Origin of the sequence: Nocardia sp. NBC_00416, from assembly GCF_036032445.1 — a bacterium.
GTDB lineage: Bacteria > Actinomycetota > Actinomycetes > Mycobacteriales > Mycobacteriaceae > Nocardia.
Window position 1 is genome coordinate 5,476,756 of sequence record NZ_CP107932.1, and the last position, 23,693, is coordinate 5,500,448.

21 protein-coding genes and 3 tRNA genes are annotated in these 23,693 nt (G+C 67.8%); 13 read left to right on the plus strand and 11 right to left on the minus strand.

Annotated elements, in window-relative coordinates:
- Window positions 1-147 precede the first annotated feature (147 nt).
- From OG804_RS23580 to OG804_RS23590, 3 genes are all read right to left on the minus strand, one after another.
- Window positions 148-220 (minus strand) — tRNA-Arg (locus tag OG804_RS23580).
- Between the two features lie 35 nt (window positions 221-255).
- Window positions 256-345, minus strand: a tRNA-Ser gene (locus OG804_RS23585).
- 92 nt (window positions 346-437) lie between these two features.
- Window positions 438-1,175, minus strand: coding sequence for a dienelactone hydrolase family protein (locus tag OG804_RS23590; protein ID WP_328389964.1), 738 nt, complete (start codon window positions 1,173-1,175; stop codon window positions 438-440).
- 94 nt (window positions 1,176-1,269) lie between these two features.
- On the opposite strand from OG804_RS23590, the gene hisC reads away from it, so the two are divergent.
- Window positions 1,270-2,352, plus strand: a complete 1,083-nt coding sequence (hisC, locus tag OG804_RS23595) for a histidinol-phosphate transaminase (protein ID WP_328389965.1) — start codon at window positions 1,270-1,272, stop codon at window positions 2,350-2,352.
- A gap of 11 nt (window positions 2,353-2,363) precedes the next feature.
- On the opposite strand, the gene OG804_RS23600 is transcribed toward hisC, so the two are convergent.
- Complete coding sequence (locus tag OG804_RS23600) at window positions 2,364-3,428, minus strand: alpha/beta hydrolase (RefSeq protein WP_328389967.1); 1,065 nt, start codon at window positions 3,426-3,428, stop codon at window positions 2,364-2,366.
- 267 nt (window positions 3,429-3,695) lie between these two features.
- On the opposite strand from OG804_RS23600, the gene OG804_RS23605 reads away from it, so the two are divergent.
- The 3 genes from OG804_RS23605 to OG804_RS23615 all read left to right on the plus strand — a co-directional run bounded on the left by OG804_RS23605 (window position 3,696) and on the right by OG804_RS23615 (window position 6,053).
- The gene (locus OG804_RS23605) at window positions 3,696-4,829 is read left to right on the plus strand and encodes a DNA cytosine methyltransferase (protein ID WP_328398669.1); all 1,134 of its coding nucleotides are present in this window, start codon (window positions 3,696-3,698) and stop codon (window positions 4,827-4,829) included.
- The gene (locus OG804_RS23610; protein ID WP_328389969.1) at window positions 4,826-5,260 is read left to right on the plus strand and encodes a very short patch repair endonuclease; all 435 of its coding nucleotides are present in this window, start codon (window positions 4,826-4,828) and stop codon (window positions 5,258-5,260) included. The genes OG804_RS23605 and OG804_RS23610 overlap by 4 nt, the downstream gene beginning before the upstream one ends.
- Before the next feature lie 73 nt (window positions 5,261-5,333).
- Window positions 5,334-6,053 (plus strand): maleylpyruvate isomerase family mycothiol-dependent enzyme, encoded by a 720-nt coding sequence (locus tag OG804_RS23615; RefSeq protein WP_328389971.1) that lies wholly within the window; start codon window positions 5,334-5,336, stop codon window positions 6,051-6,053.
- A 72-nt stretch (window positions 6,054-6,125) separates the two neighbouring features.
- Here OG804_RS23615 and OG804_RS23620 read toward each other — a convergent pair whose 3' ends face one another.
- Entirely contained in the window at window positions 6,126-8,513 is a 2,388-nt protein-coding gene (locus OG804_RS23620; protein ID WP_328389973.1) for an MMPL family transporter, read from the minus strand.
- Window positions 8,514-8,771: 258 nt separating this feature from the next.
- On the opposite strand from OG804_RS23620, the gene OG804_RS23625 reads away from it, so the two are divergent.
- The 5 genes from OG804_RS23625 to tgt all read left to right on the plus strand — a co-directional run bounded on the left by OG804_RS23625 (window position 8,772) and on the right by tgt (window position 15,016).
- Entirely contained in the window at window positions 8,772-9,362 is a 591-nt protein-coding gene (locus OG804_RS23625; protein WP_328389975.1) for a TetR/AcrR family transcriptional regulator, read from the plus strand.
- A 49-nt stretch (window positions 9,363-9,411) separates the two neighbouring features.
- Complete coding sequence (locus OG804_RS23630) at window positions 9,412-9,966, plus strand: RrF2 family transcriptional regulator (RefSeq protein WP_328389977.1); 555 nt, start codon at window positions 9,412-9,414, stop codon at window positions 9,964-9,966.
- Window positions 9,960-11,693: an ABC transporter ATP-binding protein gene (locus OG804_RS23635; RefSeq protein ID WP_328389979.1), complete on the plus strand. Its 1,734-nt coding sequence runs from the start codon at window positions 9,960-9,962 to the stop codon at window positions 11,691-11,693. The genes OG804_RS23630 and OG804_RS23635 overlap by 7 nt, the downstream gene beginning before the upstream one ends.
- A complete protein-coding gene (locus OG804_RS23640; RefSeq protein ID WP_328389981.1) occupies window positions 11,690-13,600 on the plus strand; it encodes an ABC transporter ATP-binding protein in 1,911 nt (636 codons plus the stop codon). Before OG804_RS23635 ends, OG804_RS23640 begins: the two co-directional genes overlap by 4 nt.
- A 162-nt stretch (window positions 13,601-13,762) precedes the next feature.
- Window positions 13,763-15,016: a tRNA guanosine(34) transglycosylase Tgt gene (gene tgt, locus OG804_RS23645; RefSeq protein WP_328389983.1), complete on the plus strand. Its 1,254-nt coding sequence runs from the start codon at window positions 13,763-13,765 to the stop codon at window positions 15,014-15,016.
- 364 nt (window positions 15,017-15,380) lie between these two features.
- On the opposite strand, the gene OG804_RS23650 is transcribed toward tgt, so the two are convergent.
- Window positions 15,381-16,154 (minus strand): queuosine precursor transporter, encoded by a 774-nt coding sequence (locus OG804_RS23650; protein WP_328389985.1) that lies wholly within the window; start codon window positions 16,152-16,154, stop codon window positions 15,381-15,383.
- A 37-nt stretch (window positions 16,155-16,191) separates the two neighbouring features.
- Between OG804_RS23650 and OG804_RS23655 the strand changes: the two genes are divergently transcribed.
- Window positions 16,192-16,734 (plus strand): DUF4190 domain-containing protein, encoded by a 543-nt coding sequence (locus OG804_RS23655; protein ID WP_328389987.1) that lies wholly within the window; start codon window positions 16,192-16,194, stop codon window positions 16,732-16,734.
- Window positions 16,735-16,749: 15 nt separating this feature from the next.
- Here the strand turns inward: OG804_RS23655 and OG804_RS23660 are convergent, their stop codons facing one another.
- The 3 genes from OG804_RS23660 to OG804_RS23670 are packed head-to-tail and all read right to left on the minus strand — an operon-like array spanning window position 16,750 to window position 18,976.
- Window positions 16,750-17,448: an RDD family protein gene (locus OG804_RS23660; RefSeq protein WP_328389989.1), complete on the minus strand. Its 699-nt coding sequence runs from the start codon at window positions 17,446-17,448 to the stop codon at window positions 16,750-16,752.
- 47 nt (window positions 17,449-17,495) lie between these two features.
- The gene (gene gluQRS, locus OG804_RS23665) at window positions 17,496-18,434 is read right to left on the minus strand and encodes a tRNA glutamyl-Q(34) synthetase GluQRS (protein WP_442941609.1); all 939 of its coding nucleotides are present in this window, start codon (window positions 18,432-18,434) and stop codon (window positions 17,496-17,498) included.
- Window positions 18,431-18,976, minus strand: coding sequence for a DUF309 domain-containing protein (locus OG804_RS23670; protein ID WP_328389993.1), 546 nt, complete (start codon window positions 18,974-18,976; stop codon window positions 18,431-18,433). Before OG804_RS23670 ends, gluQRS begins: the two co-directional genes overlap by 4 nt.
- Window positions 18,977-19,368: 392 nt before the next feature.
- On the opposite strand from OG804_RS23670, the gene OG804_RS23675 reads away from it, so the two are divergent.
- Together OG804_RS23675 and OG804_RS23680 are read left to right on the plus strand one after the other, a co-directional pair.
- Window positions 19,369-19,626, plus strand: coding sequence for a DUF397 domain-containing protein (locus OG804_RS23675; protein WP_328389995.1), 258 nt, complete (start codon window positions 19,369-19,371; stop codon window positions 19,624-19,626).
- A 90-nt stretch (window positions 19,627-19,716) separates the two neighbouring features.
- Window positions 19,717-21,075 (plus strand): wax ester/triacylglycerol synthase domain-containing protein, encoded by a 1,359-nt coding sequence (locus OG804_RS23680; RefSeq protein ID WP_328389997.1) that lies wholly within the window; start codon window positions 19,717-19,719, stop codon window positions 21,073-21,075.
- A gap of 27 nt (window positions 21,076-21,102) precedes the next feature.
- Here the strand turns inward: OG804_RS23680 and OG804_RS23685 are convergent, their stop codons facing one another.
- Entirely contained in the window at window positions 21,103-21,840 is a 738-nt protein-coding gene (locus OG804_RS23685) for a hypothetical protein (protein ID WP_328389999.1), read from the minus strand.
- A 166-nt stretch (window positions 21,841-22,006) separates the two neighbouring features.
- Here OG804_RS23685 and OG804_RS23690 point away from each other — a divergent pair.
- A tRNA-Ser gene (locus OG804_RS23690) sits at window positions 22,007-22,092 on the plus strand.
- A gap of 502 nt (window positions 22,093-22,594) precedes the next feature.
- On the opposite strand, the gene OG804_RS23695 is transcribed toward OG804_RS23690, so the two are convergent.
- Entirely contained in the window at window positions 22,595-23,677 is a 1,083-nt protein-coding gene (locus OG804_RS23695; RefSeq protein ID WP_328390001.1) for a hypothetical protein, read from the minus strand.
- Between the last annotated feature and the right edge of the window lie 16 nt (window positions 23,678-23,693).

Here is a 23,693-nt window from a genome sequence, read left to right on the forward strand (position 1 = left end):
GTAGAGGACTCTGCGGTCGCGGTGTTGTGGTGCAGCGTCTGACCGGAATCACCGAGGAGCGGGTTCGCCTACCGCCGGTGCACGGTACATCTGTATCTCGAAATGAAGCACTCCGCCGCTGCGGTCGCAGCGGCGGAGTACTTTTTGTGCGCCCGAAGGGATTCGAACCCCTAACCTTCTGATCCGTAGTCAGATGCTCTATCCGTTGAGCTACGGGCGCATGTCTTATTCAGTTGTCACCCGGTTTCCCGGGTGTGGCGGAGGCGAGAGGATTTGAACCTCCGGTCCCCGTGAAGGGACAACTCATTAGCAGTGAGTCCCATTCGGCCGCTCTGGCACGCCTCCTGGAGCCTTCTCTTCGAGGGCGCCGGTCCTTCCGGACCGCCGAGCAGAAAGGCTACCCGAGCTTGTACAGAAACTGCAAAACGGCTGGTCGATCAGCGTAGGTGGCTGTCGAACCAGTCGAAGATACGGGTTCGGGAGTCGATCAGGTCGTCGCCGTCTTCTTCGTCGGTGTGATTGTCGGCGCGGTGCAGGAGACCGGGGTAGGAGATGACGAGGCTGGCGACCGCCGCCTGGGCGCCGGCGTCGCGGAGTTGGTCGACGTCGGCGGCGGGGGTGCTCGGTTCGGCGCCGAACATGCCCAGCCAGGGGGCCTGTAGGCGCGGTGCGGCGGATACCAGGGCTTCGGCCTGGTCGGTGAGGGGCGTGGTGATCCCGGGGGCGCCCACGCTCACCGCGGCGCCGATGGGACGGCTGGTCGCCACCAGGAAGGCCGCCGTACCGGCGGTGTCGAAACCGAGGGCGCCGATACAGTCCGGGAAGACGCCGCGCTGGGTCAACCAGTCGAAGCAGGCGTCGAAGTCTTCGAAGAGTTCGTCACCGAACACCCCGGCCGAGGACGCGGTGGCCCGGTGGAACAGGTTCGGTGCGACCACCAGCCAGCCTTCGCCGGCGAGCGCGCGCATGAACTCCAGCAACGATCCGGTGAACTTCCTGGATTCGTGCAGCAGCACGATCCCGCCGCGCGCGAAACCGTCGGGCTCGATCACCGTGATGGGCACATGTTCGTCGGCTTTCGGGCTGGTCGCAGCCTCGTCCGGCTGCTGGTCGTGGCCGCCTGCTTCCGCGTCGCCGCGCCGGAGCAGCGCGATATCGTCATAAGTGCCCGACATGTTCCCAGCGTAGGGCGATATGCCCGGACCGGGAAGAATTCGCTGGTGAACAGCCCGAACGTGGCTCGATCGAGATCGGAACTAAGCTCGATACGTGACCGCGCGCATCCGACCGGACCTCGATTCCATTCCGGCCTACGTTCCCGGCCGCAGCCATCCCGGCGCGGTCAAGCTGGCGAGCAACGAGACCACGGCCGGTCCGCTGCCCGCCGCGAGCAAGGCCATCGCCGAGTCGGTGGAACTGGCCAACCGCTATCCGGACAACCAGTCCGGTGAGCTGCGTGCGGCGCTGGCGGAGTTCCTCGGCGTCGAGCCGGCGAATATCGCCGTCGGCTGCGGCAGTGTGGCGCTGTGCCAGGAGCTGGTGCAGATCACCTGCGCCGCCCCCACCGACGAGGTGCTGTTCGCGTGGCGGTCCTTCGAGGCCTACCCGATCATCACTCAGGTCGCCAACGCGACGGCGGTGACCGTGCCGTTGGCCGGTGATGTGCACGATCTGGACGCCATGGCGGCCGCCATCACCGACCGGACCCGGCTGGTGTTCGTGTGCAACCCGAACAACCCGTCCGGCACCGCGGTGGGCCGGGCGGAGTTGGAGCGCTTCCTCGACCGAGTGCCCGCCGGGGTTCTGGTAGCGCTGGACGAGGCGTACTACGAGTACCTGCGGCTGCCGGGCGACCATCCCGACGGGGTGGAACTGGCTCGATCCCGGCCGAATGTGGTTGTGCTGCGCACCTTCTCCAAGGCCTATGGCCTGGCCGGGCTGCGGGTGGGATACGCGGTCGGCGCGCCGGAAGTGATCGCCGCCCTGCTCAAGGTGCACATCACGTTCAGCGTGAGCCGGGTCGCGCAGGCGGCCGCCATCGCTTCCCTGGAGGCCCGTCACGAACTGCTGGACCGCACCGAGACCGTGATCGCCGAACGCGATCGGATCCGCGCGGCGCTGCTGGCGGCCGGGTACCGGGTGCCGCCGAGCGAATCGAACTTCGTCTGGATCGTCCTGGGGGCGGCGGCCACGGAATTCGCGGCGGCCAGCGCCGAGGCCGGAGTGGTCATCCGCCCCTTCGCCGGGGAAGGGGCGCGGGTCACCGCGGGCGATCCGCACGAGAACGATCTGTTCCTGCGGTTCGCGACCGACCCGGAAACCGTCGGTCGCTTCGTGCGGGCAGGCGTGTAGTAGTCGACGGATCAGTCGATCCCGAGCCCGCCCGCGATGGTGGGCCACGAGGTGACCAGTTCGTCGGCCCAGTACGGCCACGAGTGGGTTCCGGTCGGGCGGAAGTTGGCCGTGTAGGTGATGCCGAGGGTGTCGAGGCGCTGGGCGAGCCGGCGGGTGCAGAAATCGGTCGCCGCCTCGAGCGGGCCGCCCATCGCCACACTGGTGGGGGTTTCCGGGTTGGTCAGCGAATCGTGGACACCGGGACGTCCGCTGCCCACCGACAGGTAGAGCGCTTTGCCGCGCAGCGCGGCCGCGTGCAGCGTCACGTCGTGGGCCAGCCAGGCCGGGTCCTCGGGGGCGCCGAACATGTTCTCCGGGTCGCCCTTGTAGGTCGATACGACGACCCGGGCCTGGGCCTGCCCGAGGTCGGTGCCGGTGGAGAAACATCCGCTGTGCGCGCCGACCGCCTGATAGAGGTCCGGTCGGCGGATCGCCAGCATCATGGCCGCTTCGGCGCCCATCGACGTGCCGACCACCGCGTTGCGGCCGTTCCCCGAGAACTCGGTGTCCAGCAGCGGCGGCAGTTCCTCGGTGAGGAAGGTCTCCCATTTGTTGACGCCGAGCACCGGATCGGGGCGCTGCCAGTCGGTGTAGAAGCTGGCGGGGCCGCCGACGGTGAACACCACGTTCACCGGTTTATCGGCGTAGAACTGGGCGGCCCGGCCGCGGTCGAGCCAGTTGTTGCTGTCGGGCTGGGTGCTGCGGCCGTCGAGCATGTAGACGGTGGGCCGGGGCTTGCTCCGGTCGGCGGGCAACAACACCAGCACCTGGACCGTGCGATGCATGGACGGGGAGTCGACGAAAACCCGCATCAGGCGTTCGTCGACGGGTTCGACGCCGATGATCGCGGCGCGCCGCGGCGGGATGGGTTCGGTTTTCTCGACCGGGCCCGGATCTTCGGCGGAGCCGGAATCGGGCCGCGCGGGGGCGGCGTGAAATGGACCGGGTACGGCTGCCGCGACGCCGGGCAGGACCCCACCGGACAGGGCGAGAGCGCCCGACACCACGGTGGCCAGACCGACGCGATACTTCATGGCGCCCATCCTGCCAGACCCCCGGGTTTCGGCAGCTCACCTGCAAGCGTCCGCGATAAACGCCGTGACCAGCTATTTCTACGGCCTTGTCGCTGAATGACTCTCGAATCGTGGTGATCGACTCGCGGGTGGGCCGCACCCGGTCCGGGTGGCGAACATCACCGGCGCCGGACGCCGCGCCGTGACCCCGAAAGCGGGTGTGCCACGCGGAGTAACCTCCCTTCGAGAGCCGGACCGGATGGAGAGGACCTCGTGACGGGCGCGCGGATGGTTGGGCTTTTCGCCGGGATCGGAGGGCTGGAACTCGGGCTGGCGGCCCACGGCTGGCATTCGACGCTGCTCTGCGAGATCGACCAGGGGGCCCGGGCCGTGCTGGCCGACCGGTTCCCCGCGGCCGAACTGCACACCGATATCACCCGATTGCGCGCATTGCCGTCGGACACAGAGTTGGTGGCCGCGGGATTCCCGTGCCAGGACCTGTCGCAGGCGGGCCGGACCGCGGGCATCACCGGCACTCGATCGAGTCTGGTCGATCATGTCTTCCGGCTGGTGCGGCGCAAACGCGGTCCGCGCTGGCTGTTGATCGAGAATGTGCCGTTCATGCTGCAACTCGGTCGTGGGGCGGCCATGCGCCATATCACCGCCGCGCTCGACGAACTCGGATACACCTGGGCCTACCGGGTGGTCGACGCCCGCGCTTTCGGTCTGCCGCAGCGACGCAACCGGGTGCTGATGCTGGCGTCGCGCACCGAGGACCCGCGCACCGTGTTGTTCGCCGATGACGCCGGGCCGCGGCTGCTCGGATCCCCGGAACACGATCCGTGCGGCTTCTACTGGACCGAGGGTGTGCGCGGGCTGGGCTGGGTGGTGAACGCCGTTCCCACGCTGAAGGGCGGATCGGGGCTGGGCATCGCCAGCCCGCCGGCGGTGCGGCTACCGTCCGGAGAGATGGTCACGCCCGGGATCTCGGACGGGGAGCGGCTCCAAGGATTCGCTCCGGGCTGGACGGAGCCGGCGCTCGAGGTGCCCGGGTTCCGACCGGGTCAGCGCTGGAAACTGGTGGGTAACGCGGTGAGCGTGCGGATGGCGGAGTGGGTCGGTTCCCGGCTGCGTGATCCGGCCGAGCCGATCCCGGGGCATATTCCGCTGCCGCCGGGCAGTCCGTGGCCGGGTGCGGCCTGGGGGAGCGCCGGCCAGGCGTTCGAGGTGCCGCTCTCGCCGTGGCCCGTGCACCGCCCGTACGAAGACCTGCGATTTTTTCTCACCGACACCCAATTGCTCTCGGCGCGTGCCACCGCCGGTTTCCTGCGCCGCACGGGAATGGGGACGCTGCGGTTCCCGGCCGGTTTCCTCGACGATGTGCAGGCCCATCTGGATCGCATGGGTGGTTGGGCGGCATGAGCGGCGCGCCCGCGCCGGGCGGCGGCCGGCGGCCGCCCACCGATGCGGCCACCAGTGCGCGAATGTCGCGGCAGCGCCGTGCGCACACCGCGCCGGAGCTGGCGCTGCGCCGCGAACTGCATCGGCGCGGGATCCGCTATTTCGTGGATCGCCCGCCCATCCGCGGGCAGCGCCGGCGCGCGGACCTGGTGTTTCCGCGGCGTCGGCTCGCGGTGTATGTCGACGGTTGTTTCTGGCATCGCTGCCCGGACCATGCCACCGACCCCAAGAACAACGCCGCGTGGTGGGCCGAGAAACTGGCCGGCAATGTCGCGCGGGATCGGGCCACCGACGCCGCGCTGGTCGCGGCGGGCTGGCAGGTCATCCGGATCTGGGAGCACGAGGATCCGGCGCGCGCCGCCGACCGGGTGCAAACGGCGCTGGGCCGCTGATCCGGCGCACGCCGCGCCACCCGCTTTCGGAAACGCTCTGGGAGCCTTCCGTATCCGGAAGTAGTGTCGGTGCGTGCCCAGCGATTTCATCGAACTGCTCGCGACGCGGATGCGTGACGTCACCGACGCGACCCGTGAACTGCTCGCCACCGTCGACACTCTGGACGACGCGGCCCTCGCCGACGCGTCGGCACTGCCGGGGTGGACCCGCGGCCACGTGCTGACCCATCTGTCCCGCAACGCGGACAGCCTGGTCAATCTGCTGCTGTGGGCGCATACCGGGGTCGAGACCCCGCAGTACGCCAGTCCGGCGCTGCGCGACTCCGATATCGAACTGGGCGCGCCGCGTCCGCTCACCGAACAGCGCGCCGACCTGGTGGAATCGGCCGACCGGCTCGCCGGGATGACCCGGGTGCTGTCCGCCGAGCAGTGGCGGACCGAGGTCCGGACCCGACAGGGCACTCCGCTGGAGGCGACCCGGATTCCGTGGATGCGACTGCACGAGGTGCTGATCCACCATGTGGACCTGGACGCCGGTTACACACCCGCGCAATGGCCGGCCGGTTTCGTCGCGGAGCTTCTCGTCGAGGCCGCCGTCGAGCTGGGTGGACGTCCGGGTGTGCGGCCCTTCGAGATCAGCGCGACCGATACCGGTTTCACCGCTGTCGTCGGGGCGGGTGAACCCGGGCAGGTCGTCACCGGCCCGGCCGCGGCGCTGCTGGCCTGGCTACTCGGGCGGGGTGCGGACGAAGCGTTGCCGCGTCCGCTGCCGGAGTTGCCCGCCTGGCGCTGACGGCCGGCCCGCGAAAACACAACCGGCCGGCGTCCCACAGGACGCCGGCCGGTTCTTCGTGTTACCGGTGGATCAGACTCCGGCGGGTTCGGACTCGACCGCCGCGGGCTTGGCGCGCTCCTGCATTTCGCGCACCTTCGTCCCCTCGACGTCGATATCCGGCAGGATCCGATCCAGCCAGGCAGGCATCCACCAGGCCCATTTGCCCAGCAGCGCCAACAGCGACGGGATCAGCACCATACGAACCAGGAAGGCGTCGAAGAACACGCCCGCGGCCAGTGCGAAGCCCATGGACTTGGAGGTGATGTCGGGCGAGAGCATGAAGCCGCCGAAGACCGAGATCATGATGATCGCCGCCGCGGTCACCACGCGCGCTCCGTGGTGATAGCCGCTGACCATCGCTTCCTTCGGATCCTTGCCGTGCACGTATTCCTCGCGCATCCGGGTCACCAGGAACACCTGATAATCCATCGCCAGGCCGAACACCAGGCCGATCAGCATGATCGGCAGGAAGCTGATGATCGGATGGGTGTCCTTCACCAGACCGAAGGCGCCCTCCTGGAAGATCAGCACCGTGACGCCGAAGGTCGCGGCCATCGACAGCAGGAAGCCGAGCGCGGCGGTGAGCGGGACCAGGATGGACCGGAACACCAGCAGCAGCAGGATGAACGCGGCCGCCGCGACGATCGCCAGGTACGGGATGATGCTGGTCAGCAGGACGCTGTTCACATCCGCGTAGATGGCGGTCTGGCCGGTGATGCCGTACTCCATGCCGTACTGCGCTTGCAGCGCGGCTTCGGCGTCGCGGGCGTGTTCGACCAGATCCTGGGTTTCGGCGCTGTTCGGACCGGATTCGGGCACTACCTGGAACAGTGCCGCCTGCCCGTCCTGGCTGGGCTGCGCGACGCTGAGGTAGTCCACGCCCTCGTAGCCCGCCAGCTCGTCCCGCAGTGCGGTCAGCGCGGTGTCGCGCTGATCCTCGGGGGTTCCGGAGAGGTCGACCGCCACCACCAGGGCGCCGTTCTTGCCTTCGCCGAAGCCCTCGGTCTGCAGTTCGTAGGCCTTACGGACCGAGGAGTCCTCGGGCATGCTGTCGCCGCCGGGCAGTCCCAGGTTCAGCTGGGTGGCCGGGGCGGCGAGCGCGCCCAGCACGAGCGCGCTGGCGACCAGTGTCAGCACCGGGACCCGGGCGATGAGCCGGGCGAAACGCATCCCGTTGGTGACCGAGTCGTCGTCCTCGGGGTCGTGCTGGGCCACCAGCGGCAGCTTCGGCTTGAACAGCGCCTTGCCCAGCGCCCCGAGCAGGGCGGGCATGAGGGTGATGGCGGCGAGCACGGCGAAGGCGGCGGCAATGGCGCCACCGACACCCATCGCGGTGAGGAAGGAGACGCCGACCACCGACAGGCCGAGCAGCGCGATCACGACGGTCAGCCCGGCGAACACCACGGCCGAACCCGCGGTGCCCACCGCGACGCCCGCGGCTTCCTCCGGCGAGTCCTGGACCACCAATTCGTGTTTGTACCGGGAGACGATGAACAGGGCGTAGTCGATGGACAACGCCAGACCGATCATCGAGGCCAGGATGGGGGTGAAGGTCGGAACCTCGGTCAGCGAGGTGCCGGTCAGCAGAAGCGCGCCCGCGCAGGCCACGCCGACGATGCCGGTGATGATCGGGACGAACGCCGCGACGATGGCGCCGAAAGCGATGATCATCACGATCAGCGCGACCCCGATACCGATCATCTCGGACTGTCCGGATTCGGGCTGGGTCTGCGCGATGGCGCCGGTCAGCTCGACGGTCAGGCCCGCGTTGCGGCCCTCTTGCGCGATGGCTTCGGCGGCCTGCCGGTTCTCCTCGGTGACGTCGGAGAAGCTCGGCATCGTGAACTTCGCGTCGATCACCGCGACCGTTTGCGGCTTGTCCTCGTTCAGCACGTTCAGCGGTGCGCCGCCGCACAGGCCCTTGAACTCGGGGGAGTTCCGGCCGTCGAGGCAGTTCGGTTCCGGTGTCGGCGGGGCCTCACCGGGTTCGAGGTTCTTCGCGGCCTGTGCCTGCTCCTTGGCGGCTTCCTGGCTCGCGGGCATCATCGAGGTGGCCGTGACCGGGTTGACGATCTTCTCGCTGTGGTCGACGATGTCCAACTCGTTCAGCCGACCGACCATGGCGTCGAGCGCGGCTTTGTTGGGTTCGTCGGTGAGGGTGCCGTTCTGCGCGGCGACCACATAGGTGCCGTTGATGGCGTCGATGCTGAACATCGAGGCCATCTGCGGCATGTGCTCCTCGAGGATCGCGGTGGCCTTCTCCGACGGCAGGCCCGGCATCTCGAAGCTGTCCTGGAACGGTTTGGCCAGCGTGGCCGCCGCCCCACCGAGTAACACCACTATCAGTGCCCAGACGGGCAGCACTATCCATTTCCGGCGGAAAGCGAACTTTCCCCATCTGTACAGGAATACGGACACGAGGGATTTCTCCTAGCGAGGCCGGGACGGTTTCGGTCATATCTGCTGTGACGAGCTGACGGCCGACGTCGCTATTGCGGACCGGACTGTGCGGGCGAAGTGCTTCGTCGCATGCCCCGAGTCGGTGGATCCGCCTACACGGTGGACGCCATGTTTATCTACCGTACGGTAGGTAGGCTACCGGGAGGTTAAGTGGAGGAACAAACTCGACTTCCGCTGTCGGCCGGACACGTCACCGGGAGAACGAGAGGACCGAGCATGGCGAATCGGAAAGCTGACGACCACGTTACCGCAGGTCGTGACACCAAGCAGGCCATCCTTGACGCCGCCGTACGCCTCTTCGTGGCCAAGGGGTTCGAGCAGACGAGCCTGCGCGAGATCGCCGATGCGGTCGGAATCACAAAGCCGTCGCTCTACTATCACCACGCGTCCAAGCTCCAACTGCTCGTCGCGATCATCGATCCGCTCCTCGACGACCTGCGTGCCCTCGCCGACGAGGTCGAGGAGCTGACTCCGGACGCGGACGGCCGCCGCGCGGTCCTGCGGGCCTACATTCACACCATGATCCGGCACCGGGACGCCGGCGAGATGATGGTGCGCAACGCGGTCCCGATCATCAATGCCCTGGCCGACCAGTACCCGGTGATCGTCGAAGGCAACAAGGCGCTGCGCAACTGGCTCGCCGGGCCCGACGCCACCGCGGTGCGGCTGCTGCGCGCCAGCGCGGCCATGGAAATCATGACCGTCGCGCTGATTTCGAACGAGGTGGCGCCGGGCGCGGGGGATGATGTGGTGGAGTCGACGCTGCTCGACGCGGCGATCGCGGCTCTGCAACCGGACGCGGACTAGATTTGTCCCGTTACGGTGCCCACGGCACAGCGGAAAGGTCAGGTCAGTCGTGCACATCACCGCGAAGGTGGATCATGCCGTGCGGACGCTGCTCGAGATCACGGCATCCGATCAGGCTGTCGCGGTGAAGGCGGAATCGATCGCGGCGGCTCAGCGGATACCGCCCAAAGTGCTGGAGAGCGTCCTGGCCGAACTGCGCCGGGCCGGTCTGGTGACGAGCCGGCGCGGGCCCGACGGCGGTTACCGGCTGGCCCGCCCGGCCGCTGAGATCTCGATCGCCGACGTCATCCGCGCGCTCGAGGGCCCGCTCGCCTCGGTACGCGGACTCCGGCCCGAGGATGTCCAGTACCCGGGGCCGGCCGAACCGCTGCAGCAGGTATGGATCGCCCTGCGCGTGAACCTGCGGACGGTGCTGGAGAACGTGAGCCTGGCCGATATCGCCGCCGACGGCCTGCCGGAATTCATCGGCTCGCTCACCGCCGACCCCGGCGCCTGGGCCCGCCGTGAACCAGGTGCCGAAGGCGGTCCGCCGCACCGTCCCGACCCTGGGAAAATTCTGGGGCGGCCCGGAGGCGCAGACGGTAGCGTTCGATCATCATGCTGATCCGACTGCTCCGTGGTTTCCTGGTCCCGTACCGGAAACAGTTGACCGGGATCGTGGTGCTGCAACTGATCTCGGTGATCGCGATGCTGTACCTGCCCACCCTGAACGCCGACCTTATCGACGAGGGCGTCACCAAGGGCGATATCGGCTACATCTGGACCGCCGGTCTGCGGATGCTGCTGGTGTCCGGGGTGCAGATCGTCGCCTCCGCGTCCTCGGTTTTCCTGGCCGCCCAGGCCGCCATGAGCGCCGGCCGCGACCTGCGCGGCGCACTGCTGCACCGGGTGGGCACCTTCTCGGCGCGGGAGGTCGGGGTGTTCGGGGCGCCCTCGCTGATCACCCGCAACACCAACGACGTGCAGCAGGTCCAGTTGCTGATCGTCATGGCCTCGACCGTCGCGGTGATGGCGCCGATCATGTGCGTCGGCGGCATCGTGATGGCGCTGCGCGAAGACCTGGGCCTGTCCTGGCTGCTGCTGATCGCGGTACCGGCCCTGGCGCTGAGTATGGGGCTCATCATCGCCCGGATGGTGCCCGCGTTCCGGCAGATGCAGGCCAGGCTCGACGAGGTCAACCGGGTGCTGCGCGAGCAGATCACCGGTATCCGCGTGGTGCGCGCCTTCGTCCGCGAGCCGCTGGAGACGTGGCGGTTCGGCGTGGCCAACACCGATCTCACCGATGTCTCGTTGCGGGTGGGCCGATTGATGGCGCTCATGTTCCCGACGGTCATGCTGATCAGCAACGTCACCTCGGTGGGAGTCATCTGGTTCGGCGGTAAGGCGATCGACGCCGGGGAGATGCAGATCGGATCGCTGACCGCCCTGCTCTCCTACATCATGCAGATCCTGATGGCCGTCATGATGGCCTCGTTCCTGGCCATGATGGCTCCGCGCGCGGCGGTCTCGGCCGACCGGATCAGCGAGGTGCTCGACACCGAATCGTCGGTGCGTTCACCGGCGCAGCCGCGTACCTTCCAGAGCGACCCGGCCGAGGTGCGGGTGCGCGCCGCCGCGTTCAGTTTCCCGGGCGCCGAGAAGCCGGTGCTGTGCCGTATCGATTTCCGGGTGCGGCCGGGGCAGACCACCGCGATCGTCGGCTCCACCGGATCGGGCAAGACCACCCTGCTGAACCTGATCCCGCGACTCATGGACGTCACCGAGGGCTCGATCGAACTCGGCGGTACCGATGTACGCGAACTCGACCTGAACGAACTGCGCACCCAGATCGGCCTGGTACCGCAGAAGGCGTACCTGTTCTCGGGCACGGTGGCGAGCAACCTGCGCTACGGCGACCCGGAGGCCACCGACGAGGAACTGTGGCGCTGCCTGGAGATCGCCCAGGCCGCCGACTTCGTGCGGGCCATGCCGCAGGGGCTCGAAACACCGGTCGCGCAGGGCGGGACCACGGTATCGGGCGGCCAGCGGCAGCGGCTCGCCATCGCGCGGGCGCTGGTCCGCGCACCGCGGGTGTACCTGTTCGATGACTCGTTCTCCGCCCTCGACGTGGCCACCGACGCGCGCCTGCGCGCGGCCCTGCGGCCGGTCACCGCGGACGCCGCGGTGATCATCGTGGCCCAGCGGATCACCACCATCCGCGACGCCGACCAGATCGTGGTGCTCGAGGACGGCGAGATGGCCGGTATCGGTACCCACGAGGAACTGCTGCGCGACTGTGCGGAATACCGGGAGATCGTCGAATCGCAGCTGAGCGTGGAGGAGGCTCGATGAGGCCCGGTATGCCGACGGGAGCCCCCGACGCGAAACCGAGATCTTTCACACCGTCACTGAAAAAGCTGGTGGGGCGGCTCGCGCCGGAACGAATGCTGGTGGGCGTGATCATCGCGCTGGGCATCGTCTCGGTGGTGCTGAACATCGCCGGCCCCTACCTGCTCGGCAAGGCCACGAACCTGATCTTCGACGGTGTCGTCGGCCGGCAGCTGCCGGCGGGGGTGACCAAAGCGGAAGCGATCGCCGGACTGCGGGCCCAAGGGCAGAACACCATGGCCGACATGCTGTCGGCGATGGAGGTCGTACCCGGTGTCGGGGTCGACTTCAGCGCCGTCGGCCGCGTGCTGATCGTGGTGCTCGCGCTGTACCTGGGCGCGGCCCTGTTCGGCTGGTTGCAGGCCTTCCTGCTCAACGACGTGATCAACCGCGTGATCAAGCGGCTGCGCTCCGACGTCGAGGACAAGATTCACCGGCTGCCGCTGAGCTACTTCGATTCCGCGCCCCGCGGGGACGTGCTCAGCCGGGTCACCAACGATGTGGACAATGTCTCGCAGAGCCTGCAGCAGACCATGAGCCAGCTGCTGGTCTCGGTGCTCACCGTGATCGGCATTCTCGGGATGATGTTCTGGATCTCGTGGCTGCTGGCGCTGGTCGCGCTGCTGACAGTGCCCGCGGTGATCGTGGTGACCGCGCAGATCGCCAAACGGTCCAAACCGCATTTCGTGAACCAGTGGAAGTACACCGGTCTGGTGAACGCGCAGGTCGAAGAGGCCTACACCGGGCACGAGGTGGTCACCGCGTTCGGCCGCGGCAAGCAGGTCGGCGCCGAGTTCGACGAGCGCAACGACCGTCTGTACCAGTCGAGCTTCAAAGCGCAGTTCATCTCCGGGCTGATCATGCCGGCCTCGATGTTCCTCGGGAACGTGAACTACGTGCTGGTCGCCCTGATCGGTGGACTGCGCGTCGCCTCCGGCCAGCTGTCGCTGGGCGAGGTGCAGGCGTTCATCCAGTATTCGCGCCAGTTCAGCCAGCCGCTGACCCAGATCGGCGCCATGGCCAATCTGCTGCAGTCCGGGGTCGCCTCGGCGGAACGGATCTTCGACATCCTGGACGCCCCCGAGCAGAGCCCGGATCCGGCGCGGCAGATCACCCGTCCGCCCGAGCGGGGTGAGGTCGCGTTCGACGCCGTCTCCTTCCGGTACGAACCGGAGAAACCGGTGATCGAAGAGCTCTCGCTGGTCGCCGAACCGGGGCATGTCGTCGCGATCGTGGGACCGACCGGAGCCGGCAAGACCACGCTGGTCAACCTGCTGCTGCGTTTCTACGAACTGGACTCCGGCGCCATCACCATCGACGGAATCGACATCACCGCACTCAGCCGCGAACAGCTGCGCTCCCGTATCGGGATGGTGTTGCAGGACACCTGGCTGTTCAAGGGCACCATCCGGGAGAACATCGCCTACGGCGATCCCGAGGCGAGCGAGGACGAGATCCTCACCGCCGCTCGAGCGGCCTACGTGGACCGGTTCGTGCACGCGCTGCCGGACGGTTACGACACCGTGATCGACGAAGAGGGCACCGGGGTGAGCGCCGGCGAAAAACAGCTCATCACCATCGCCCGCGCCTTCCTGTCCAAACCCGCCATCCTGGTGCTGGACGAGGCCACGAGTTCAGTGGACACCCGCACCGAACTGCTGGTGCAACAGGCCACCGCCGAACTGCGCCGCGACCGGACCAGTTTCGTCATCGCGCACCGCCTGTCCACCATCCGCGACGCGGACCTGATCGTGGTGATGGAAGCGGGCCGGATCGTGGAGACCGGAACCCACGAGGGTCTGCTGGAGCAGCAGGGAGCGTACTACCGGCTCTACAGCGCACAGTTCGCGGCGGCCGCAGTGGAGGCCTGACCCGGCATGAGCGAGTCGGGCCCGGAGGCGGCAGCGAAGCGTAACCATGCAGGGCCCTCGCTCATGCCGATGGACACAGCATGAGCGAGTCGGGCCCGGAGGCGGCAGCGAAGCGTAACCATGCAGGGCCCTCGCTCATGCCGATGGACACGGCCTGAGAGGATGTCCGGCGTGTCGGATGGCGATGGGTTCTCGTTCAGTATCGGTGCCCGCCTCGAGGGGCGGCACGGCCGCAGCGGTGTCCTGCGGACCCCGCACGGTTCCATCGCGACGCCCGCGTTCGTACCGGTGGGCACCAAGGCGACCGTGAAAGCCGTGCTTCCCGAAGCGATGGCCGAACTCGGGGCGCAGGCATTGCTCGCCAACGCCTACCACCTGTACCTGCAACCCGGCCCGGACATCGTCGACGACGCCGGCGGTCTGTCGGCCTTCATGAACTGGCCCGGGCCCACCTTCACCGACAGCGGCGGCTTCCAGGTGATGTCGCTGGGCGTGGGATTCAAGAAGGTGCTCGCCATGGAGACCGTCGACGTGCGCAGCGACGATGTGATCGCCAAGGGCAAGGAACGACTGGCCACCGTCGACGAGGATGGCGTCACCTTCCGATCGCATCTGAACGGATCGAAGCACCGCTTCACACCCGAGTTCTCGATGGGGATCCAGCATCAGCTCGGCGCCGACATCATGTTCGCGTTCGACGAACTCACCACCTTGATGAACACCCGCGGCTACCAGGAGAAATCGGTGCAACGCACCCACCGCTGGGCGCAACGGTGCATCGACGAGCACGAACGTCTCACCGGCGAACGGGCACACAAGCCGTATCAGGCGCTGTTCGCGGTGGTACAGGGTGCGCAATACGAAGACCTGCGCCGCAAGGCATCCCGCGAACTGGCCGAGATCAGAGGCGCCGACGGTACCGAGTTCGACGGGTACGGGATCGGCGGCGCCCTGGAGAAACACAACCTCGGCACGATCGTCGGCTGGTGCTGCGACGAACTGCCCGAGGACAAACCGCGCCATATGCTCGGAATCAGCGAACCGGAGGATATGTTCGCCGCGATCGAGGCGGGCGCGGACACCTTCGACTGCGTGAACCCCTCCCGAGTGGGGCGCAACGGCGGGATCTACGTGGAAGCGGGCCGATTCAATATCGATACCCTGCGCTTCAAACGCGATTTCACCCCCATCGACGAAACCTGCGACTGCTACACGTGCGCGAACTACACCCGCGCCTATATCCACCACCTGTTCAAGGCCAAGGAGATGCTGGCCTCGACACTGTGCACGATCCACAACGAGCGATTCACCATCCGGTTGGTGGACCGGATCCGAGCCAGTATCGACGGCGGGTACTTCGACGAATTCCGCGCCGAAGCACTCGGCCGCTGGCAGGGGCGCATCACCGCGCCGTAGTTTTGGCGCCGCCTTCGGCGGCGCGGGGTCGGGGCCCTTGTCAACCCCGGTTCTTCACTCCGGCGCTCAGTCGCTGCGCTCCTTCGCTCTGTCGCTCCAGAACCGGGGCGGGCCCCGACCATGGTTGTGATCATCCGGGAGAGACGGAAGGTGTGCGTGGACGGATCGGCGATCACCTGGCAGGTGTGAATGCTGAACGGTTGCCGATCTGTGGACGGCGGACCGTGCGCTGCATGCGTTCGGTCGGTGCGCTTCTACGCTCTGTCGGTCCGGAGTCGGTGCGGGCTGCGACTCCGAACGCGGATCCGGGTGGGGCGCGGTATCCGTTGTCCCCGGCGCGGCGGCCGGGAACAACGGTTCCGGGTCAGGAGCGCAGCGGGGCGGTCTCGGTGGGCGCGTAGGTGGGTTCGTGTTTCTTCAGCCAGCCGATCACCTGGTAGGTCACCGGCATCACCAGCACCTCGCACAGGGTTTTCCACAGGAAGCCGACGATCACGTAGTTGACGAACTGACTCCAGCTGTCGATTCCGATGGCGGTCGCGGCGATCGAGCAGAAGATCAGCGTATCGGCGAGTTCACCGACCACCGTCGAGCCGATCAGCCGGGCCCACAGATACTTCTCCCGGGTCCGTTCCTTGATCAGGACCAAGGTCGCGGAGTTGAGCAGCTGGCCGACGACGTATCCCGCGAGTCCGGCCGCGACCAGTTGCGGGGTGGTGCCGATGACGGTGCGGAACGCCTCCTGGTTCTCGTAGAACCCTGCCGGAGGCAGCTGGATGGCCACGGCGAAACAGAGAACGGTGAGCAGCAGCCCGGTGAAGCCGTAGGCCACCGCGTGCCGGGTCGCGCGAAATCCGTAGACCTCGCTGAGAACATCGCCGAGAATGTAGGCCAGCGGGAACAGGAAGAACGCGGCGTCGGTGGTGATGGGCAGGATCTCCAGCGGTCCGAGCTTCAGCGAACTGTCGGCGAAGAACTGCACCCCCTTGGTCGCGCAGATATTGGAGATGATGAGGGTCGCGGTGAACAGTGCGACGATCGGTGCGTAATACCCCCGCGCCACCTGGGCGTACGCCGCGTGAACGGGCGCGGGGTGTCCAGAGCTGCCGGGTAACGAGGTTTTGTTCGACTCTTCCACCCGACTATCCAATCAAACTCTCGAATAGGCTGTAGTCATGACGAACCCCGGGGAATCCGACGAGTGGTGGAAGCAGTACGGGGGGTCGGGCGTCTCGTCGGACCCCGCGGCCGGAGCCGGTCGGCCACCGACCGGCGGCGAACCCTCCAGCTATCCGTCGGCACCGCCGTACCCCTCGGCTCCGGCGACGCCCTCCACTCCGCCGATGGCTCCCGGACCGCCGTCGTATTCCGCGGCGCCCCCGTCGACTCCCTACCAGGGGACGCCGAACTACTCGCCCTACGGTGCGGCAGGCGCCGGTTATCAGGCGGGCTACCAGCCCTACGGCTACCCCGCCAACCGTGGCACCAACGGTCTGGCGATCGCCTCGCTGGTCACCTCGCTGGCCGGTTTCGCGACCTGCGGCCTCACCTCGATCGTCGGGATCATCCTCGGGGTGATCGCGCTCAACCAGATCCGCGACAGCGGCCAGGAGGGGCGCGGTATGGCGCTCGCCGGAATCTGGGCCGGGGTGGGCCTGATCGCCCTGGCGGTCATCTGGATCGTGGTGATGGTCATCGCGGGCATGGCGTCCGCGTGATCGCGCGGGCGTGACTCAGGCCACGAGGACCTGAGTGCCTCCGGCGAGTTTGTCGTGCCAGCCCTGCTTGTTCGGATTCTTGTCCAGAGTGGCGGCCATGTAGAGCATGAGGGCGCAGCCGCCCACCCAGCCCACGCACGGCACGATCAGCACCGCCAGGTAGACATTGCGCTTCAGCGAGACCAGCGGGGCAACGGTGGGCGCCCCGTCCGGCGCCACGACCTTGAGGCCGAGGATCTTCTTGCCCAGGGTCGCGCCGGTCTTCCATTCCATCGACACGGAATACACGAGGGTGACCGCGAAGATGATCGCGTAACTGATCGAGGGCCCGACGAAGCCGTCCAGATTCGGCATGAGGACGAAGTTCAGCAGGACCGCGAGCGGTAGCGCGATGATGAGATTGTCGATCAGCCGGGCCGCGAATCGCGGCCACAGGTTGCCGGGAACCCCGAACGCGGGCTGGAACTGTCCGTACTGCTGGCCGCCGTACTGCGGCTGCGGAAATACCGTCTGCTGGTATTTCGGAGCGGGTTCGGGAGCCTGCGGCGGGGCCTGATGCCCGTAGGGCGCCGCCTGCTGGGCGTAGGGATCGGGTTGTGGTGCGTAGTGCTCCGGCTGCGGGACGTACTGCCCGGGCTGGGGGTACTGCGCCGGCTGCCCGTACGGCTGCCCGCCCTGGGGGTGGTTGCTGGGGTCGTACCCGCCACTGGTCATCTCGCCTGCCTGAAACTCGAAATCGGAAGACCTGGTCGCAGGCCAGGTTACGGATTGCGGACCGCGCACACCAAGCTGTCGGGGTCCAGCACCCACGGGGCGCGGGGGAGCCGGCCGGGATCGAATCCGGCAAGGAGGTCCCCGGCGGTGTGCCCGGCGAGCCCGAGTGAGTCGGCCAGCTCGCTCACCACCTGTTCCACGGTTTCACCGCGGGCCAGCCGATCGGCGAGCGTGACCGCCCCGTCGCGTTTGGCCAGCCGCTTTCCGTCGGCGTTGAGAACCAGCGGGACATGGGCGTATTCGGGGACCGGCAGGTCGAGCAGTGTCGCCAGATAGGCCTGCCGGGGTGTGGAGGGGAGCAGATCGTCTCCGCGAACCACCTGATCCACGCCCTGTTCCGCGTCGTCCACCACGACTGTCAGGTTGTAGGCGGGGATTCCGTCGGCGCGGCGCAGTACGAGGTCGTCGACCGGGCCGGCGTATCGCCCGTGCAGGCGATCGGTGATCGCGAACTCCGCGCGGGTCGAGCGCAGCCGCAGGGCCGCGGGGCGTCCCGCGGCCCTGCGGGCAGTGCGTTCGGCGTGGGTGAGGTCGCGGCAGGTGCCGGGGTAGGCGCCCAGCGGCCCGTGCGGTGCGGTGGCGGCCTGCTGGATTTCCTTTCTGGTGCAGTAACAGTCGTAGGTGAGGCCGGCGGCGGTGAGCCGCTCGACCGCCGCGTCGTAGCGGTCGAGCCGGTCGGTCTGGTGGGTCACCGGGCCGTCCCAATCCAGGCCGAGAGCGGTGAGATCGGCGAGCTGGCGTGATTCGGCGCCGGGCCGGACCCGGTCCAGGTCGTCGACCCGGAGCACGAACCGGCGCCCGCCGGCGCGGGCGAAGAGCCAAGCCAGCAGTGCGGTGCGCAGATTGCCCAGGTGCAGGTCGCCCGACGGACTGGGTGCGTATCGGCCGGCCCGCGGGGTGGACGAGGTGGTCGGCATCGCAATCATGGTAATTCGCGGCGCAGCCGTGGCATCAGCCTGGATGGATCGATCGTGGGCGGGACGACCCGCCCGCTCCCGGAGTTCACGCGATCACCGGCCTCGGGCAATTCGTCCAGCAGTGCTCCGGCGTGGGCGATCAGGCCGGGACCGTCGAGGCCGTAGGGGAGTTCCCCGGCCGGATGTCCCGCGGCGACCGGATCGAACGCGCGCAGCCGGTCTATGGCGCGTTGGAGCAGTGTCCGGGCGCCCTTGCCGTTTCCGCGCTGGATATGGGTGAGGCCGACCGCGTACTGCGCGAGACCCTGCCATAACATGCGCTCGGCGTCCGGGCCGTTCTTCCAGACCGACTCCAGTACCTCGTGCGCGTTGAAGGCGAGCCCCTGGTCCAGCAGCTGCTGGGCGTAGGCGAGGGCCTCCGGGGGCTCGAGGTCCAGGTCATCGGGTATCCGCGGCACCCCGGGACTTCCCGGCGGCAGCGGGCGACCCAGTCGGTCCCGGGGCCTGGCGTTGGTGGCACGTCCCAGATCGTCGCGATCGCGTTCGGGCATGGCGCCATCATCCCGCCGCGGTGCGCTCGCCGACGCGGCAGGGGGATTGACAAAGGGTAAATCGGCGATCACATAACAATCACGTTCGGCTATTGGTGGGTACCAGTCGTTTTTTGAGCAAAATCATCCTTATAAGTCCGCAATTATGCAGCAATAGGATACCTTAGCAGGATTGGCAAATGCATTGGCCCAGTTGGCAAGAGCTCGGCAAATCTGGTGTGAACCTGCTAGTGTTCGAAGTGCGGTGCATGCTCACTAGGGGTTTTGGTCACCGCGTCAGATGTGTTCGCGGAAGTGCGAGTCCGATCCTGGCAAACCGGATATTTGCTCGCTATCTCCGCGTGCATCGGTGTATTCGGTGTCACCTGCCGGATGCCAGCTAGTCAGGAACTATGCAGGAATCGAATATCATTATCGACGCAACGAAGGAGTGCAGTGCCGTGAAGGTGGATATGACGGGTGCTGTGTGGAGGAAGAGCACATACAGCGGCCCGGACGGGAACTGCGTGGAGGTCGCATTTCTCGTAGACGGCAATATAGCGGTCCGTGATACCAAGGATCACGGCAATGGGCCGGTACTGGCCTTCGCGCCGGGCGAGTGGGCCGAGTTCCTGTCCGGAGTATCGGCGGGAGACGTCCACAGCGCCTGACGGTTTTCCCCGATATCAGGCAAGGCGGCCCCGGGTCCATCGGCCCGGGGCCTTTGCGTATGCGGACCCGCTCGGCGTTAGGGTCGGCCGGTGATCTCGCTGGCACCACCGGACGCGACCATGTACTGGCTCTCGCGGCGCACCCGCAACGACCAGTTCCTGCTCTACTGCTTCGCGGAATCCGGCTGGCAAGACGCGGCACTGCGCGACGCGATCGCGCGACGCCGCACCGGAATTCCAGAGTTGCGGGTCCGCCTACGCGCGGACCCCACCGGTCTCGCCTACCCCGTCTGGGTCCCCTGCGAACCGGATCCCGAACAAATCGTGACGCATGAACTCGATCGCCCCCAGTGGCCCGATCTACTGGTGGCCCTGGGGGAGTTGTTGGGCACCGGGGTCGACGCCGAACGCTGTCCCTGGCGACTGCACATCTTCCGGGGCATCCGCGACAGCCCGGCGCCCGACCAGCGGGTGACGGTGGCGGTCCTGCAGATATCGCACGCTCTTGTCGACGGCCGGGGGGCGTCCCGAATTGCCCGGGCCCTGTTCACCGAATCCCCGGCCGACGAATCCGCCAGGAGCGATGACCAGGCGACCGCGGTCACCGCAGGGCTGTCGGCGACGCGCCGCACGCTATCCGGGGCACTGACCCTGCCGCTGGATATGGCGCGCACCGTACGGCGCGGTTTCGCCGCCGGACGGGCGCGGAGCGAACTGGCGGAGCTGACCGCGAACGGCCGGGTCCCGGAACCGCCGCCGGGTTATCCACCGGGCCCGCTCAACGGGCCCGCGGAGGTCGCCGGGCATCAGGTGCGGATGCTGGTCTGCCCGGCGGCGGAGTTCGCGAGGCCCGGCCTCAGCGTCACCGCGGTCGGCCTGACCGCCATCTCGTTGGCCTTGCAGCGATATCTGGCCGGTCGCGGTGCCGAGCCGGACGGGCTGGGCGCCCAGGTGCCGATGGCCGTACCGCCGCGGCCCGGAGTCCAGAACAACTACCGCAGCTTGGGTGTGGATCTGGCCATCGGGGAGGATGATCCGGCGCGGCGGGCCGCCGCCATCGCGGCGGAACTGGCCGTCCGGCGGGAACGGGCCGGGCATCCGCTGCTCGAAGCGCAGGATGCGGTGACCGCGGTCCTGCCGCCGCTACTGCTGCGGCGCGATGTGCGCGGCTATCCCATCGACTCCGTTCCGGCGAAGATCACCGGCCACACCGTGGTGTCCAGCGTGAACCGGGGCGCCGCCGACCTGACCTTCGGCGCGCAACCGGTTCGGTTCACCGGCGGCTTCCCCGCCCTCGGCGCGGTGATGCACCTCACTCATGGGATCCACGGGCTGGGTGAGACCGTCACGCTGTCGCTGCACGCCGATCCGGGTGTCGTACCCGACCTCGACACCTACGCCCGCCACCTGCGTGAAGCCCTGCGGGAAATCGGCGGCCGGGCCGGCTGAACCTCGGCGGCGACCGCCGGAACCGGATCAGTTGGGTTCGATGTCCAGTTCGATGCGGGTGGCGACGATGAGATCGCGCTCAGCCGCCCGGACCTCGCCCAGTAACTGTGTCTTGTGGTCGCGGGCCGCCCGGATCTCCTCGGCCGGGGCCTGCTGGAGTTTCTTCCGCTGCAGGGTGAGCGCGGAGAGCAACGCGTCGGAGAGGGTATCGGCCAGCCGCCGCCACTGTTTGTAATGCGGGTCCGAGCCGACCAGGCGCAGCACATTCGCCCGGTCCGAACCGTCTTCCAGATCGTGGATCAGGTCGCCGATGAGCTCGTCGGTCCATTCCTCGTCACGCCGCAGCGCCTGGCAGATCCGGCCGGACATGCCCAGTGAATCGGCTACGGCGGCGACCACGGTATCGCGGCGCCAGTGCTCGCCGGCCTGTCCGAGTGCCACCGCGTGCGCGGATTCCACCTGGTGGTGGGCGGCGTCGAGTTGCAACCGGGTGGTGTCGACCTGGCGTTTCGCGCTGTCGTTCTGTTGCTGGGCCGCGGCGGCCAGGGTGCGCTGGGCGCGCTCGTCGGCGGCGACGATCGCGTTCCGGTTCGTCCGATTGTTGGCCAGTACGGCGATCACGGCCGCACTACCGAGGGCGAGCGCACCGAGCAGCGGCAGCCACGACTGCCACCAAGCCGGGGAACTCTGAACGATCTCGATCACCTGGGGATCCACGGCGCCCATCATGGCACCGTCGGGGCGGGCAGGCGCGACGGCCGTCACAATTGGGTGCTCAGAGCGCTGCACCGTTGGATATATTGCAGGGTAAAGGGATTCATGCTATGTCAGCGGTCGCCTCGGTCGGTCCGTGCGGCCCGCCGACCGTACCGCCGCCGGGGATGAGCGGGCGTTTTCACGATGCGACCGGGTGGCAGGTATGCTGCTCGGCGGAGGATTCGCCTAGTGGCCTATGGCGCTCGCCTGGAACGCGGGTTGGGTTAACAGCCCTCGCGGGTTCGAATCCCGCATCCTCCGCTGTCGAATCCGCCGGTAGAGATCTCTACCGGCGGATTTGCGTATTTATTGGCGCCGCCTGCGGCGGCGCGGGGTCGGGGTCCTATCAACCCCGGGTCTTCACTCCTCCGCTCAGTCGCTGCGCTCCTTCACTCCTTCGCTCCAGAACCGGGGCGGGCCCCGACCACAGGAACCGACCATTCGGTGGAGGCGGTGTGTGGATGGTCTCCCGGTTTCCACTCCTGCCGGTGGGTCGGCGGGCTCCCTGCTCGGTCGCTCCAGAACCGGGGCGGCCCCGACTGCGGATCTGGCCATCCCGACGAATGCGATGTCCGTGCGGTCGCGCATTGTGCACGGGCGAGCGCCTCGTCGATCCAGTGGGCGTGCGAGGTGTGCACACATTGTCGGCGGGTTGTCGCGCACCAGCGTGGGCGAGGGCTCAATGGCTCGACGGTTACGCGTTCACGACTCGGAACGAGCCCGACGATGGGGCGGTCGGGCGTGGGCCGACCCGCGTGTAGCGCTACTTGTGCAGTTCGTCCAGGGCCTTGCGGACCTGGTCCCGGCAGATCCGATCCACCGTCGACCGGTCGACGACACCGTCGTAGCTGACGTACACGGTCACCTTGACCGAGACATTGTCGGCCTTGGCGGCAACGGTGTAGTCCAGGGTCTGGAACGAGGAGTAGTCGTTGATCTGGGCCGAGTAATACGCTTCCTCGCCCAGCCCGCTGACGGCGCCGGAATCGTAGTCGGTACCGGTGGTGGCGGTGTCGGATTTCTTCCAGTCGTCGTACCCGTACGAGCCGTACTTGTTCTCGAACGCCACGTCGAGGCTGAGCCGGGCACTGTTCGAGCCGGTGCCCTCGTTGTTGATATTGCAGTTCAGCGACCCGCCGCCGTAGCTCTCGGGCGCGTTCTCCTGATGGGTCGTCTCGTCGCGGCTCGCGGCCCATTGGTCGAGGACCGTGGCGTCGACCAGGTCACAGGCGTTGGCGACCGAGTCCATGCTGTAGTCGCCCTCCCATCCCTCGGCTTCGGTCTCCGAGTTCATCAGGGCTATCCCCCCGGCTCCGCAGATCAGGAGCACGATGAACAGGACCACGCCGACGACGATGAGGGCGGTCTTGTTCTTGGACCTCGACCGAGCGGTGGCACCGGGGTAGCCGGGCGCCCCTGGATAGCCGGGGACGCCCGGTCCGGGCCAGGACGGCCCGCCGGGGGCGGCAACCGGATACTGCGGCGGCGCGCTCGCGTACTGCTGCCCGCTGGGATGCTGCTGTCCGCTGGGGTATTGCTGCTGTCCGCCGGACAGCTGCTGATCGCTCGGGTACTGCTGCCCACTCGGGTGCTGCTGGCCGCTCGGGTACTGCTGGCCGCTCGGGTGCTGTTGGCCGCTGGGATGCTGCTGTCCGCTTGCGTACTGCGGTGCGGCTGGATGCTGGTTCTGATCGCTCGGGAACGGTGGGGCGGCGTTCGGGTTCACCATCGTGGGGTCGATCCCGGGTGTGCCCCCCGCACCCGGTTCCGGGGTGCCGCCGCTCGGCGTCTCCCACCACTTCGTCTGTTCCGCCCGTTCGCGCTCCGGCGGATTCTCGTTGGTCATCCTCGCCATCCCCTCG